General features: G+C 54.0%; 16 protein-coding genes. 5 read left to right on the plus strand and 11 right to left on the minus strand.

Annotation, left to right across the window (positions count from 1 at the left end):
* Nucleotides 1–2 precede the first annotated feature (2 nt).
* The 6 genes from QN215_RS02415 to coaD all read right to left on the minus strand — a co-directional run bounded on the left by QN215_RS02415 (nt 3) and on the right by coaD (nt 5,832).
* Entirely contained in the window at nt 3–1,958 is a 1,956-nt protein-coding gene (locus QN215_RS02415; RefSeq protein ID WP_369344546.1) for an acetolactate synthase large subunit, read from the minus strand.
* A gap of 371 nt (nt 1,959–2,329) precedes the next feature.
* On the minus strand, nt 2,330–3,163 hold the full coding sequence (gene rnc / locus QN215_RS02420; RefSeq protein ID WP_369344547.1) for a ribonuclease III: 834 nt from the start codon (nt 3,161–3,163) through the stop codon (nt 2,330–2,332).
* Between the two features lie 77 nt (nt 3,164–3,240).
* Nucleotides 3,241–3,435, minus strand: a complete 195-nt coding sequence (rpmF, locus tag QN215_RS02425; RefSeq protein WP_369344548.1) for a 50S ribosomal protein L32 — start codon at nt 3,433–3,435, stop codon at nt 3,241–3,243.
* 130 nt (nt 3,436–3,565) lie between these two features.
* Entirely contained in the window at nt 3,566–4,186 is a 621-nt protein-coding gene (locus QN215_RS02430; RefSeq protein ID WP_369344549.1) for a DUF177 domain-containing protein, read from the minus strand.
* 180 nt (nt 4,187–4,366) lie between these two features.
* The gene (locus QN215_RS02435; RefSeq protein ID WP_369344550.1) at nt 4,367–5,338 is read right to left on the minus strand and encodes a cell division protein; all 972 of its coding nucleotides are present in this window, start codon (nt 5,336–5,338) and stop codon (nt 4,367–4,369) included.
* Nucleotides 5,335–5,832, minus strand: a complete 498-nt coding sequence (gene coaD / locus QN215_RS02440) for a pantetheine-phosphate adenylyltransferase (protein ID WP_369344551.1) — start codon at nt 5,830–5,832, stop codon at nt 5,335–5,337. The genes QN215_RS02435 and coaD overlap by 4 nt, the downstream gene beginning before the upstream one ends.
* Before the next feature lie 167 nt (nt 5,833–5,999).
* Here coaD and QN215_RS02445 point away from each other — a divergent pair, with 167 nt between their 5' ends.
* Nucleotides 6,000–6,281 (plus strand): DUF3039 domain-containing protein, encoded by a 282-nt coding sequence (locus QN215_RS02445; protein WP_369344552.1) that lies wholly within the window; start codon nt 6,000–6,002, stop codon nt 6,279–6,281.
* A gap of 83 nt (nt 6,282–6,364) precedes the next feature.
* Here the strand turns inward: QN215_RS02445 and QN215_RS02450 are convergent, their stop codons facing one another.
* A complete protein-coding gene (locus QN215_RS02450) occupies nt 6,365–7,336 on the minus strand; it encodes an aldo/keto reductase (RefSeq protein ID WP_369345036.1) in 972 nt (323 codons plus the stop codon).
* 247 nt (nt 7,337–7,583) lie between these two features.
* A complete protein-coding gene (locus QN215_RS02455) occupies nt 7,584–8,927 on the minus strand; it encodes a nicotinate phosphoribosyltransferase (protein WP_369345037.1) in 1,344 nt (447 codons plus the stop codon).
* 112 nt (nt 8,928–9,039) lie between these two features.
* Here QN215_RS02455 and QN215_RS02460 point away from each other — a divergent pair, with 112 nt between their 5' ends.
* From QN215_RS02460 to rdgB, 3 genes are all read left to right on the plus strand, one after another.
* Nucleotides 9,040–9,672 (plus strand): Pr6Pr family membrane protein, encoded by a 633-nt coding sequence (locus QN215_RS02460; RefSeq protein ID WP_369344553.1) that lies wholly within the window; start codon nt 9,040–9,042, stop codon nt 9,670–9,672.
* Nucleotides 9,673–9,819: 147 nt separating this feature from the next.
* Nucleotides 9,820–10,587 carry a ribonuclease PH gene (rph, locus tag QN215_RS02465; protein ID WP_369344554.1) on the plus strand — a complete coding sequence of 256 codons (768 nt, stop codon included), beginning with the start codon at nt 9,820–9,822 and terminating at the stop codon, nt 10,585–10,587.
* 136 nt (nt 10,588–10,723) lie between these two features.
* A complete protein-coding gene (gene rdgB / locus QN215_RS02470; RefSeq protein ID WP_369344555.1) occupies nt 10,724–11,386 on the plus strand; it encodes an RdgB/HAM1 family non-canonical purine NTP pyrophosphatase in 663 nt (220 codons plus the stop codon).
* A gap of 171 nt (nt 11,387–11,557) precedes the next feature.
* Here the strand turns inward: rdgB and QN215_RS02475 are convergent, their stop codons facing one another.
* The 3 genes from QN215_RS02475 to QN215_RS02485 all read right to left on the minus strand — a co-directional run bounded on the left by QN215_RS02475 (nt 11,558) and on the right by QN215_RS02485 (nt 14,004).
* Complete coding sequence (locus QN215_RS02475; RefSeq protein ID WP_369344557.1) at nt 11,558–12,559, minus strand: AEC family transporter; 1,002 nt, start codon at nt 12,557–12,559, stop codon at nt 11,558–11,560.
* A gap of 249 nt (nt 12,560–12,808) precedes the next feature.
* Nucleotides 12,809–13,207: a pyridoxamine 5'-phosphate oxidase family protein gene (locus tag QN215_RS02480; RefSeq protein WP_369344558.1), complete on the minus strand. Its 399-nt coding sequence runs from the start codon at nt 13,205–13,207 to the stop codon at nt 12,809–12,811.
* A gap of 206 nt (nt 13,208–13,413) precedes the next feature.
* Nucleotides 13,414–14,004, minus strand: a complete 591-nt coding sequence (locus tag QN215_RS02485; protein ID WP_369344559.1) for a TM2 domain-containing protein — start codon at nt 14,002–14,004, stop codon at nt 13,414–13,416.
* A 142-nt stretch (nt 14,005–14,146) separates the two neighbouring features.
* On the opposite strand from QN215_RS02485, the gene QN215_RS02490 reads away from it, so the two are divergent.
* Entirely contained in the window at nt 14,147–14,623 is a 477-nt protein-coding gene (locus tag QN215_RS02490) for a pyrimidine dimer DNA glycosylase/endonuclease V (protein ID WP_369344560.1), read from the plus strand.
* The last annotated feature ends 204 nt before the right edge of the window (nt 14,624–14,827 follow it).

Consider the following 14,827-nt stretch of genomic DNA (forward strand, 5'->3'; position numbering starts at 1 on the left):
GCTCAGCCTTTCTTCTCGGTCGTTGTGGAGTCCGCTGCATCTGCGTTCGATTCCAGAGCTGTGTCATGCTGCTCCGGTGTGTGGTGCAGAGGCATTACTCCAGGCTTATACATCACGTCGTCGTTGGAGTGCCCGGCTGGAACCATCGGCCAGACCATCGCATCCTTCCATACGCGGAAGTCAATGATCACGGTGCGATCATTGGTCGCATTGGCAAGGTCGATTGCTTCCAATGCCTGTTCCTTCGTGAATGCGCGGATGCCGAGGCAGCCGTAAGCCTTCGCCAATGTCACGAAGTCAGGGATGTCGGCAACCGATTCATCGTGCTCACCGGCGAGACCGTCCTCAAGGTTGGTCTTCGAATAGTGCTTGTCGTAGAACAGCGTTTGCCATTGGCGGACCATGCCATACACGGAATTGTTCAGAATGGCTATTTTCAATGGTGTGTGCTCGAAGAAAGCTACAGCCAATTCCTCTGATGTCATCTGGAAGCTGCCGTCGCCGTCGATAAGCCATACTGGCTTTTTGCTGGCAAAGTCGCGTTGAGATCCGATTTCGGCCCCGATGGCTGCTGGCAGGCCATAGCCCATCGTTCCCAGACCGCCTGATGAAACCCAGGTTTGGGTTTTCTTGAAATCGATGATTTGGCTGGCCCACATCTGGTGCTGTCCCACACCGGAAACCCAGATCGTATCAGGAGATGCCTTTGCGGAAAGCTGCTCAACGACCCACTGGGGTGCGAGACTGCCATCTGTGGGTTCGTCGTAACGTAATGGATAGCTCTCGCGCCAGTTATCAATGGTTTTCCACCATGAATCGAGCTCAGGCCGTCCATGGACGCTCTGAAGCCGCTCAATTTCTGGAATGAGATCATCCAATACCTGAGACACGTCGCCGACGATAGGCACGTCGACATGACGATTCTTGCCAATCTCGGCAGGGTCGATATCGATGTGGATCACGCGGGCAGCAGGTGCGAATTCAGCGACATTGCCGGTGACACGGTCATCGAAGCGCGCGCCGATGGCGACGAGCAGATCACAGCGTTGCACCGCTGCAGTTGCTGCCACAGTGCCGTGCATGCCGAGCATGCCAAGCACAGCATGGTCGGCATTGGGCACTATGCCTCGCGATTGCAGCGTGGTGACGATAGGTGCTCCGGTGAGTTCTGAGAGTTGCTTGACCTCGCGTGACGCGTTGGATCTCACGGCTCCTCCACCCACGTACAGTACGGGGCGATATGAAGTGGTAAAAAGCTTGGCGGCATCGGTCAGCACATGTCCGTGTGCCTTGGTGGTTGGACTGTAACCAGGAAGAATCATGCGTTGCGGCCAGGAATATCGCATTTCGCCTGTCTGGGCAGTCTTCGTCAAGTCCACGACCACAGGTCCGGGACGTCCGGACTTTGCAATATAGAAGGCTTCCGTGAGCACGCGAGGAACATCCTCGGCATTGGTCACCAGGAATGAATGCTTCGCAACCGGATACGTGATGCCCACGATGTCCGCCTCTTGAAACGCATCGGTTCCTATGGAAGAAACGTTGACCTGGCCGGTTATGACGACGAGAGGGACTGAGTCCATCATGGCATCCGCGATGGGGGTAACCATGTTTGTCGCTCCAGGACCGGATGTCACCAGGCAGACTCCAACACGACCAGTGGTTACGGCGTAGCCTTCCGCAGCGTGGCCTGCAGCCTGTTCATGACGTGACAGTATGAAGCGGAAGCCCGTGTCATCATTGATCGCATCATAGGCGGGCAGAATGTATCCACCGGGAATGCCAAAGACATCCTCTACGCCTAGATCGACCAGCGAACGCACCAGTGCCTGTGCACCGGTCATCGTTTCGCCAATGCTGCTGGAGCTGCTGACGGAAGTTTTTGCAGAATGGTTAGCTGAATCGTCTGGGGTGTTGGGAACCCCACTGAATGCCTGTAGAGGCGTGGGCAAAGCCATGATTTCCTCTCACATAGATGTACGCGAGCCACGTACACATGTCCAAATTGTTTCGCGGAATTTCGAACGCCAGCATGCTTGCTGATCGTGGAACTTGTGATTCCAACGTATCGTGGTGAAGCCAGATGACGCGCACTTTTGCATTCATCCTAGTGTAGGTTACCGAAGGCTGAAAATCGCTGATATGTCATATAGCGGATAGCCGCGATGCCCCGGAGCCTTTTTGGAGCCTCATCGTCGGTCGGATTGCGAGTTTTGCGGCAATTCTGAAGTATCAACGTCCAAAAACCGCATTCTGCAGCTGCCGAATCAACGTTTTCAGCACTGTCTACTGAAAAAAGGCCGCAAAACTCGCAATCCGATGCACATACTCATGCTTGGGACGGCTGTTGACTCTTCTTTGCGTCCAAAATCTTCCACGCGACCTCAGCCGCCGCCAGCTGAGCCTTGCGCTTGCTGCTTCCTGTGGCGCTGGCAAGAACTTCGGTGGAATCGCCAAGCATGACCTCGGCTGTGAAAATCTGTTGGAATTCTGGCCCTGACACCTTCATTCGATAGTGAGGCTCTCCGAGATCCATATGATGAGCCTTCACGGTCAGCGAAGTTTTCCAGTCGAGTGCGGGCCCTTCGGTGGCAACTTCGGCCAGGGTGTCGTCAACCAGTCGATGAACGACCTTGCGGCCGCCTTCGATGCCATGCTCGACGAACACGGCACCAATCAAGGCCTCGACCGTGTCGCAGAGAATGGATGACTTGTCCGCGCCGCCGCTTGCCGACTCACCTACTCCAAGAAGAATGTACGGTCCAAGTTTCAGCTTGGTACGTGCTATTGCAGACAACGCTTCCTCGGAAACGGCTTTTGCTCGCATCTTGGCAAGCTGACCTTCATTCATGTCAGGATGAATGCTGAACAGCGTTTCGGTGGATACGAGTTCAAGCACGGCATCGCCAAGAAATTCGAGTCGTTCATTATTCGGCAGACCATGGTGTTCGTTGGCGAATGAACGATGGGTCAGGGCATGAACCAGCAATTCTGGACTCACGGTGCATCCCAGCGCCTCCAGAAGCGCATCAGGCCCTGTGGGAGCCTTCGGCTGCTCGATACGGTCGTGTGCTTGTTCTGCAGAGTCAACGGGAACCGTGGCATTCAATCTATCCGAGTTTCCGTTGGCTTCTGGTGATGACATCCGTTCCTGCTGAGACATGAATCCTCCTGAAAAGAAGCAAAAACCCCGCCACCCGTCGATGGCAGGGTTTCATTGACGAGCATCGAAGCTCTTCATTACTTGCTGAAAACTGACTTCACAGCATCCTGATAGACACGGCCGCGGAATGAACCGCAGCTTGGGCATGCCATGTGCGGCAGCGTTGCTGCACCGCAGTTAGGGCAGGCTACAGTCTGTGTTGCCGATGCTTTCCAGTTGGCGCGACGCGAATGGGTATTTGCGCGCGAAGTCTTATACTTTGGCAGTGCCATAATTTCCTCTATTTCGATTAATCGATAGTGCTTAAGCGTTCAGTATCCTAGCGCATGGTGAGGATTTTGTCATCTTGAAGTCCTCGATGCCAGCGCACTGTGCTGTGGTATCCCTCGCCGCGTGCGCCTATCAGTCGTCGTGCTCGTTCTCAAGCTGCTTTTTCAAGCCTTCAAGACCGGCCCAGCGCATATCGGTCACATCGTGGTGATGATCGGGATTATCGTTCAGATTGATGCCACACTGTGGGCATAGTCCCAGGCAATCCTCGCGGCATAGGGGTTGCAGGGGGAGTGCCTCGACGAGGTTGTCGCGAATCAAGGCTTCAACATCGGCGTAAGCCGAACCTGCCGAGAGAGGATATGTATCTTCCGATTCGTCATCCTCTGCAACAATGTCAAGGTCTTCGTCACGACTTGCGGAAGTTTGCCTCAGCGCTGCACGTCCTGCCACTTCCGCATTGTAGGGGAAGAAGGCCATCGCATTGACATGCCAGTCCTTGCTGATCTGTTTCAGGCAGCGAATGCATTCGGCGTGCACAGGCGCAGTGATCTGCGCGTTAAAAATGAGCCCATCGGCGATGGAATCGAAGCTTCCCTGCACCCGAACGTGTGACCCTTCATCGACACCGATGATCCGGTCGCCGATACCACTCGGCGCGGGGCAATCAAGGTCAACGGGTTTGCTTTGCCCTGCTCTGCTGGCCACCTGTGCCACAGAGATCGACCACGGTGAATCTTCTGGTCTACTCATATCATTTCCCTCCGGCGTCTATACAATCAGCAAGACAGCGTATGCAACCGCATATTCGACAAGACCATGCGTTCAACAAGACCATGCGTTCAACACATAGTGCGTTCAGCAAGGCAGCCACAATCGACACCACATGCCGCAGCCATCCCGTATCTGTCCGCGTTATTGCCGCTTACGCTGCTAGTGCTGCTCAGATTCCTGCTGCGCCTTCTGCTGTCGTTCCTCGAGAACTCTCAGTCCTGCCTGAACATCCTGCTGAATCTTGTTAAGCTGTTCGTCCAAGTCATTCATCACTCTGATGGAATAGCGATCAGCTCCTGAAGAGAGTGTAGACGCTTTTGCGCGCGCCGTGTCGAGAATGACCTTCGACTTCTGCTCTGCAATGGCAACCACATGCTCCTGTCCGGCAAGGAATTGGGCCTGTTCCTTGGCCTCCCGCACCGTATCCGCTGCGCGGCTCTGAGCGCTTGCAATGATTGCATTCGCCTGTGTTCGAGCATTGCGCAGCCTGCGTTCGGATTCTCGCATCAAAGCGGATGCGCGCTCAAGCTGTACCGGCAGCATCTTCTTCAGTTCGACTATGCTGTTGGAGAACTCATGCCTGTCGATTTTCACCATTCCAGGCGTGAAAAGACCACCCTTGGCCTCGTCAAGCATCTGCTGCATCGTATCGATGATGTCATAGACGGTGGTGAACTCAGCATGTGACGAATCTTCGTCATCGCCATTGAATGGCTGGCTTTCGTGCCGCTCGCTCATGTCAGGAAGCGATTCGGGAGAAAACAGAGGCTTCGGATTGGGCGAGGGAAGCGGTGTGGACTTCGAATCCGAGGGTGCCGCAGGCACGAATCCCGTGGCTTCGTCATCCGTGCTTGCAGCATGAGGACGGAATGCCGCATAGGGGTCGTTGCCTGAAGCGGTAGCTTCGGCAGGGAAAGTCATCGCTGATGCAGTGCTTGGCATAGACGCGGGGCTTGGCATCGCACCCGCCGGATTGTCCTGAGCTTGTTCCGAACCGTTCTCCGCACCCTTGGAAGAGTCGGACGCTTCTGGTGATTCAGGGGTTGGGGCAGCGTTGGCTGCCTGCAACGAATCCGCAACATGGCGTACCTGAGACTCGCCCGTATCGTCGTTCTCTGTGCTATCTGTCATATCGAACTCTTTTCGCTGGTAAGTGCCTGCTGCAGCATGGGAACAACACCATCAGGAACCATGCCGGTAACATCACCGCCATGCCTGGCAACATCCTTGACGATCGAACTGGAAATATGCTCACGGATCGGATCTGCTGGAAGAAACAGCGTTTCTACCTGAGCAAGCTTGCGGTTCACCAGGGCCATCCCTAGCTCTGCCTCATAATCGCCATTTTGCCGTAGTCCTTTTACGATAACCGATGCACCGACCTGCAGGCAATAATCGGTGATCAATCCGCTTGTGGCAACGACCTTCACCTTGTTGTATCCGTCGTCGTCCAATGCCTTGCGAATCATCTGCACTCGTTCCTCGTCGGAGAACAGTGGAACTTTCGCCGCGTTCGCCGCCACGACAACGTGGACTTCGCAGAAGAATCTGCTGCATCGTTCAATAACATCCACATGCCCCGATGTCACGGGGTCATATGAGCCTGGGCATACTGCAATAGTCATATAAAACAGAGTAGCGCGTTTGACGCCATGTCGTGGCATGGAAGACACGGCACGACATGCCCGTCCGAGCTGATTTCTCTTCAAGCATGAGCTATGCCATCGCGAATTGCTTCTAAGATAGAGCTATGAGCATGATGATTGAATCAGCAGCTGAAGAGTTGCGCATAATGAATGACCTCGATACTGAGTCGCCGCTGTCCGATCCTGACCAGTCCACCGGAACTGCCGTTCTGGAACGTCCTGAAACCAAAGAAGAGACGAAGAAGTCTGATGATGGTGACGCCGACCGGTTTGCCCATTACGTTTCGAGAGAGCGCATTGCCGAGTCAAGGCTCAACGGCAGACCGGTCGTGGCATTGTGTGGCAAGGTGTGGGTGCCGAAGCACGATCCCTCGCAGTATCCCGTATGCCCCGACTGCAAGCGCATCTATGAGGAAATGCACCACTGACCGGCAGCTTACCTGCCAGCAGTAATCGGGACATACGCTCAGTGAACTTTGTGGGCTCGGTGAACTCGGTGAGCCCAGTGAACTCAGTGTGATTCGAGTGGTGCTGAAATCCGATCAATCCGTTGCAGCTCCTCGTCGCTGAAACTTGTATTCTTCAATGCGCCGATGTCGTCGAGAATCTGTGACGGCTTCGAAGCCCCAATCAGCACGCTCGTAACAAGTCCGTCCTTAAGAATCCATGCGAGTGCCATCTCTGCAAGGCTCTGGCCACGTTCTGCAGCGATTGCGTTGAGTTCACTGATGCTGTGCACGGTAGCGTCGTTGATTGCGGATGAATTCAGGAACCGTCCATCACGAGCAATGCGGCTGTCAGCAGGGATTCCGTGCAGATATCGGTCAGTGAGCAGGCCCTGTGCAAGCGGGCTGAAGGTGATGATGCCTTTGTCTAGCTTGCTTGCCGTTGCCTTCAACCCGTTGTTCTCGATGGTTCTATCGAATATCGAATAGCGGTTCTGATTGATGATGAACGGGCAGTGCAGTTCATCGAGAATTTCTGCAGCGCGTGCCATGGTTGCGCCGTCGTAGTTTGACAGTCCGACATAGAGAGCCTTGCCGCTTTTGACGGCTGTATTCAGAGCCCCCATGGTCTCTTCCAGTGGCGTTTCCGGATCCATGCGGTGATGATAGAAGATGTCGACATAGTCGAGTCCAAGCCGTTCGAGACTCTGATCCAGGCTGGAGAGCAGATATTTGCGGCTTCCACCATCGCCATAAGGACCATTCCACATCTGGTAGCCGGCCTTGGTGCTGATGACGAGTTCGTCCCGGTAATGCTTCAGTCCGCGAGCGAGTATGCGGCCAAGGTTGCGTTCGGCACTGCCATTCGAGGGGCCGTAGTTGTTGGCGGCATCGATATGGGTGATTCCGTTGTCGAAAGCCGTATAGATCAAGGCTTCCATGCTATCCAGTGCAGCGGCATCGCCAAAATTGTGCCACAGTCCGAGCGAAACCTGCGGCAGCTTCAGGCCGCTGTTTCCGGCGCGATGATAGTGCATCGCGCCGTAACGGTTCTCCCTCGGCTCTATATGGCCGTTGCTGTATTGGATCGACTGTGGTGCTAGTGGTGCTGGTTGTGCTTGCTGTGTCATGATTCACCTCATTGTGTTGGATAAGTGCATCAGATCATGCATGCCCAATCATGCGCGTCCAACTGTGCGTGTCCAAATATGCCCGCGCCACGCCCAATTCATGCATGCCTGTTGCCGTGTGAAATTATACATGCGGGATTGGTCTGCATGTGTTCTAGAGCAAGGTGATTTCCGTTGGAATTGCCGGATCACCCTTCATCAGGCTTTGCGCGGTTATCGGCAGTTCGCACAAGGCCTGAGTGCGATGCTCCTGGGCTGCAATGATTGCATCATTGCCCTGATATTCGCTATTCACCACACCGTCGACGACATAATCGACCAAGAGATTGCGCCAACCCTCCTTGGGTTCATAGGTTGCAAGCTGATCCTCCGAACCGGCGATGATATGTTCGCAATCAGCCAGATTATATTCGTATGACCGGTATGCGAGCTTGCGTCCTGGCACATTGCCCTTGTTCTTGGACTTCTTGGCAACGGGCTGCATGATGCCTGCGCTGTTCTCGCGCTCGGTCAGTTTGTAGACCATCCCGCAGGTGGGAGCTCCCGAACCTGTGACGAGCATGGTGCCGACGCCATAGGAGTCAACCGGAGCGGTCTGCAGTGCGGCAAGGGCGTATTCATCCAGATCGTTGGTCACCGTAATCTTCGTGTTGGTGGCTCCCAGAGCATCCAGCTGGTTGCGAACGCGCTGGGCAAGGGAAGCCAGATCGCCAGAGTCGATTCTTACGCCTCCCAATGCAGGCCCGGCGACTTCGACGGCCGTTCGTACCGCGCTTTCAATGTCATAGGTGTCGGTGAGCAGCGTGGTTCCCACGCCAAGAGCGTCTACTTGCGAAGTGAACGCCTCCTTTTCACTGTCGTGCAGCAGGGTGAAGCTGTGCGCGGCCGTGCCGATGGCGTGCAGACCATACAGCTTGGCAGCCAGCAGATTTGCGGTTCCCTTGAATCCACCGACCACTGCTGCACGCGCTGCGCTGACCGCAGCCCATTCATTGGCCCTGCGTCCGCCCATATCCATGCAAGGACGATTGCCGGCTGCGGAAACCATGCGAGATGCGGCCGAAGCCACAGCAGAGTCGTAGTTCAAGATGGAAAGCAGCAGTGTTTCCAGCAGCGTGCATTCTGCAAAGCTGCCCTCGACCTGAAGTATCGGAGAATCTGGGAAGAACATCTCTCCCTCGCGATATCCGCGAATGGTTCCAGAAAAATGGAAGTTTTCAAGCCACTTCACGCACTGTTTGCTGATCACCTTGTTGTCGCTCAGAAATGCTAGATCATCGTCGGAAAGATGAAAGTGCGCCAGAGCGTCGAGAATCCTGCCGGTTCCTGCGAGCACGGCGTAACGTCTGCCTTCAGGCAGGTGCCTCGTATAGATTTCGAACACGCAGTTGCGGTTTGCCGTGCCATCTTTCAATGCTGCATTGAGCATGGTGTATTCGTACATGTCAGTCATCAAAGCCGGCGAATAATCGTCGGTGAATCCACGAGAAGCGGCCATTTTAATCCCCACTTTTTTCTGAGAAGCGCTATTAATCGCTATTACTGAAGAGTACTCAGACTAGGCGATGATGCCGCGAACGCTGGGCTGAAGCGTGGGCTATGCTTTCGGTATGAGATTTTTTGTGGGCATATACCGTCTGATTATTGCATTTTTCTGTTTTTCTGGAACATATGAAGGCTGGCTTCTGGGAATTGGCAGTAAATGGGTCTACTTCACTTTTGAAACGAATGCCGTTCTTGGCCTTATCATGCTGTGGGCGGGTGCCGCATCGCTGTTGAAGGGCATTCAGCCGCCCGCATGGCTGAAGGGTTGCCTGACACTGTATATCATCATCACCGGGCTGGTTGCCTGGTTGATACTGCCTCCGGCTGATCCGGCGACCACCACGCATCTCTACGGCATGATGACGTCAACGATGGTTCATATCATTGCCCCAATCTTGGCAAGCATCGACTTCGTGCTCTTTGACCCGCATCGCCGTTATCAGTGGCACTACTCGTTGAGCTGGCTGGCCTACTTCCCCTTCTATGTGGCATTTGTCGTGATTCGAGCCCAAATCTGGCCGAATGCAGGCCCCGGCAAGGATCCATACCCATACGGGTTCATCGATCTGAAGGCCTTGGGATGGCAGCAGTTTGGCATCAACATCGTGACCTATGCGCTCGCATTCTTTGTCATGGGACTGTTGCTCTTTGTGATTGACCGTATCCTTCCGAAAAAGACGCCACTGACGGTGTCTTGAGCAGGACTGATTGGGGATCAAGGCCATGGCTTTGAATGGCTGGAGTCTGTGAAGCATGGCTCTCGATGCTTTGTCGGCTTTGAAAGATAGCGTCTGAACAGGATGAACGAAAGTAATACCAGTAGGTAACGAGCAGAAGGCTTGACGATGGCAGCAATACAAGACATGTTGAATCAATCTCAGATTATTCGTCCAGACGGCAGAACCGTCGATGACTTGCGACCGGTGAAGATAACACGCGGATGGACCGATGTGCCAGAAGGATCTGTGCTGATCGAGTGCGGTAATACGCGCGTCATGTGCACGGCGACCTTCACCTCGACGGTGCCGCGCTGGCGCAAGGAGTCAGGGCTGGGATGGGTCACCGCAGAATATTCGATGCTTCCGAGAGCTACCAGCGACCGTACCGATAGAGAGTCGGTCAGAGGCAAGATCGGTGGGCGCACCCATGAAATCAGCCGTCTGATAGGACGTTGCCTGCGCGGGGTAGTCGATATGAAGGCGCTTGGTGAACATCAGATTCAGATTGACTGCGACGTGTTGCAGGCAGATGGTGGGACACGCACCGCCTCCATCACCGGCGCCTATGTTGCGCTCGCTGACGCGTTGAGCTGGGCAGAGAAGAATCATCGCATCCGCAACGCCAAGAAGGTGCTGAAGGAACAGGTCTCAGCGGTCTCCGTCGGTGTTATTGACGGGACTCCGATGCTCGATCTGCCCTATGTCGAAGACAGCAAGGCGATGACTGACATGAACGTAGCGATGACAGGTTCGGGCGCGTTCATTGAGATTCAGGGCACCGCTGAGCATCGACCATTCAATCGTGAAGAGCTCGGAACTCTGCTCGACCTGGCAACGAAGGGTAACAAGGCGTTGCAGAAGGCCCAGCGACAGGCTTTGGAACAAGCACTCTGACGCACGAGCGCTGTGTCAAGCTTGGGTGGGCATGACGCATGGATGGAAGTCCCGGTACTGAGAACCCATTACTCAAGACTCGATGCATTGAATCCATCAGAAGAGATGAAACAAACAGGATGTGAGAGAAGCCACGATGAAACTCATAGTTGCAACGCATAATGAAGGTAAGCTCGTTGAGATTCAGTCGATTCTCAAGGCTGATCTTGGATCTCGCAGCGAGACTGTTGCATTGGTTACCGCTGGGTCGCTTGGATTGCCTGATCCTGTCGAGACGGGAACGAGCTTCGAAGAAAATGCTTTGCTCAAGGCGCGCGATGTGGCGTCTCGAACTGGCTGCCCTGCGTTGGCTGATGACTCTGGTTTGATAGTTGACTTTCTGGGTGCGGCACCGGGAATTCTTTCTGCACGATGGTCCGGCGTGCATGGCAATGATGAGGCGAATCTGCAACTGCTTCTTGCGCAACTGAAGGATATTCCCGATTCCAAGCGTGCAGCCCGTTTCGTGTGTGCCATGGCCTTGGTGATTCCTGCGTCGGGAGCCAGCAGCGAAACATATGAGCATGTTGAATATGGAATCATGAAGGGACGCATCAATCACACTCCGGTGGGGGAGCATGGTTTTGGGTATGATCCTATTTTCGTCCCCGATGATCAGCCGGGGCAGGCGCGTGCGGGCGAAAAAGACGAAAAGCTCACATCGGCGCAAATGTCGGCTCAGCAGAAGAACGCGATATCCCATCGCGGGCAGGCCATACGAAATATCGTCCCGTTCATCGATGACAAGCTGCTGAAATAAGGTCATAAGCCCAAAAGCTGCCGTAGTTGTTATTGTGATTGCGAGTTTTGCGGCAATTTCCAAGTATAAAAGTCGATTCGGGGCAAAATAAGGACCCTAAAAAGCCAAAAACCGTCATTGATACTTTGAAATTGCCGCAAAACTCGTAGTCTTGGTGAAAAATGCGGTCAATCAGACTGAAATGAACTCGTTCAGTATCGTTATCAGCATCAGTGAGAGGATTCCGGTGCTGGCGAGGGTGAAGCCAGCGAGCTTCGCGTTGCCAAGAACTCGATCCGTAAAAAGCGTGCTGAACACTGCGGTTGGAGCGAGGCATACCAGTACCACCGCCTTTCTGACCAGTGGCTCGAACGGCAGAAGATACCAAGCCGCGAAACCGAGCACTATGCCAAACAGCAGTTTCCATCCAATAACCGAGCACACGGATTTCAAATCTTCGACGGATGCCGGAAGATCCATCAGCATGCCAACCATCAGCATCGAGCAGAAACCATTGGCATTGGCGACAGGTCCGAAAAAATTCGCAAACCACCCAGGCAAATGCACCCCAATGACCATAAGTAACACCATCACGACATAGGTGTCGAAGGGGACTGAAGTATAGAAGCTGCGCAGCACATTGCGAACCGTAGCCCTCCGGCGCAGACCTCGGGCATGGCGGTCAGTGAGCCGGTGATAGGGGAGCTTGGCAACGTTGCCAACATTATTCAAATTCACATGACCCTGTTGAGGAATATGCAGAAGCGCCGTGGTCATCACGTACATGCCCGCACACATCATCAGAGAGTTGCCGATATCAAACATGATAACCGACATGCTCGCTCCCTGCCCCAACAACGCGGTGATGACTGGAAGGCAGAAATTGCCGACATTCATGCCGCAGCCGTTGAGCATCATGAAGACGCGGTTGCGAATCTGCATGTGACGAGAAGTCGCAAAGATCGTCAGTAGCGGGATCAAGCTTGACATGACGCCAAACAGCGAGATCCAGAGCATGTTGAGATGATGGTCGCTGGTCGCGAATGAATAGATGATTGCACAGGGAAGCGTGAAGTCAAAAACGACGCCTTCCATGACCTTGTAATCGTTGGGACCAAATATGCGCGCACGCTTGAGCCCATAGCCGCCGAGCAGCACAGCTAACAATGCAAGCGCCTGTATGACTCCCGACACAATCTCTCCTCATTGCTTGGTCTGAGGACCATTCTTCAACTATTGAGAGACTTTCTTAAGTTTCGTCCATCCCGCAATACAACAAACCGCTCCGAACCAGTTGCGTGAATCCGCAATAACTGGTCGAGAGCGGTTTGCATCCATCACCAGCCAGGTGATGAGCCATGACTTCATAACATCTCATACGTGAATTCGAACAGTAGCCGAGCCCACGCAAAGTTTGTAAGAAGAGGCACGGCTATGGAAGGACTACTCGATGGGCTTGCCGGCGTTTGCGCCAGGTGCAAGGCTATCGATGCGGGTGATTTCCATGATGGGAACGGTAACGGGGTGCTTGGTTCCATGTTCGTCAGCGAAGGCGACCGCCTTGTTGAACACATCATCATCGCTATGCAAGGTCACAGGACCGTGGAAGCGGAAACCGACCTTCTTGGCGGTATCGACGACCATGACGATCAGGCGGCCATTGTCTGTGATGTTGCGGTAATGCTGACCTGCAGTGCGCTCATAATATCCAATGTGATTGTCGTCAACGACGTGAATGGACATCTTTGGTCCAATATCTGGATTGCCATCGTGATCAACGGTTGCGATGAAGGCAACGCCATCATCGATCATATGCTTCATTTCATCGGTAAGTTTGGCCATGAATACTCCTCAACTAGCGTGTCAGTTTTCAAAAGAAGATTCTAAGCTCCGATATGCCTACTGACCACTCATTCACCCTGAGAACAATATGGCATAGGTCACATTTCCCTATGCATGGGTGTGTTCGCCAAGGCTATGTGATGCTCCTTGAAGCAGTCGCATAAGTCCGTGAGTCTGGCCACGGAGTCGCGCTTTATAAGAGAAGGTCAGTCCTGCAGCTCGTATCCTTCTCCATCCTGATGCCATTGGCTTCCGGGATGAGAGGCCAGAATGAAGATGCCCTCGACTATCGTCCAGATTTCCACTGCAACCGCACCGATGCCGAAGGTCAGAACGCTGATGAGCAGCTGTGCGACTGCACGTCCGGTTCTTCCCAGATAGAAGTTATGGACGCCAAATACTCCAAAGAAGATAGCGAGAAGCCCGGCAACGATCTTCGACTTTGTTGAGATTCGTGCACCGTATGGGTTGGCCTGCCAGTTCGGTTGTCCGTATGCGTTGTATCCGGGGTTCTGTCCGGCCTGCACGTATGGATTCTGCTGGGCATACTGGGCGTTCTGGGCATATGGCGCATGCTGGTTGTTCTGACCATAGTATGGCCCGGCTCCTGCTGGATTGGATGCCTGATACTGGGAATTCGGGCTCCCGGGCGCATAGGGACCCTGCTGCCCAGCATAGGCATTCGGGTTTGAGTAGCTGCCTTGCCCGCCATATCCGTTCTGTCCCTGCGGTTGTGTGTTATTGCTTGACTGATTGATGTCATCTTCATCATGTGGTGCGGATTGATTGGTCATCATGCTCCTGTCGCTGAAATCGTGGTGATCTAACTGTTGTGAATATCTGACTCTACGATATCAACATCGACGATCTGTCGCACGCTACGTTCTTGCAAGAAGCGACCACATGCGTATCATGGTTGCGTCTGGAGGAGATATGAGAATGTGGAGCGTAACCCCCGCTGCCCTCGATGTCAAGGCATTGGTGGCGTGCTGGAGAGAATCCCTGCTGGCTCAGGCTGTATTGCTGGGGAAAACCAAGGGATATGTGCATCATCCGCAGCTCACCCGCTTTCGAGAGACGGCGGACTCCACGGTAGCCATTGCGACGTTCCTTGCTTACATTGCCGATGAGGCAGATAGGCGTGGCTACCATTTCAACCGGGAACGCATTGTTGAGACACCGAATCCACAGATGTCGATTGATGTTTCCGATGAACAGCTGGCCTATGAATGGCGATTGCTCATGGTCAAGGAATCGCAGCGAGATGCAAAGGCGTATCGCAACATGGTCGCCATGCCAGTCGGCAGCAACCCGCTGTTCCATGTGGTTCAGGGGGCGATTGCCCCATGGGAGCATGTCTTGGATCTGAACGCTCTGGATGGGCTTGGCGTTCTCGCCAGCTCTGAGCAGCACTGAGCAGCTCTGAGCAGCACCGAGTGGCACTGAGCAGCACTGAGTGGAGCGGCCGCGCCAAGCTTCGCAGACAATGCTGAGACAGACAATGCTGAGACAGACAACGGCGACACCGGTGAAGCGGCAATCAGATACGATTGCAAGGTGAGCACAATCGGACTTCTGTGAGTGCTGCATTGCATTCATTGCCACCAAAGGGCCGGATTC

Origin of the sequence: Bifidobacterium sp. WK041_4_12 (assembly GCF_041080795.1) — a bacterium.
In the GTDB taxonomy this organism is placed as follows: Bacteria; Actinomycetota; Actinomycetes; order Actinomycetales; family Bifidobacteriaceae; genus Bombiscardovia; species Bombiscardovia aquikefiricola.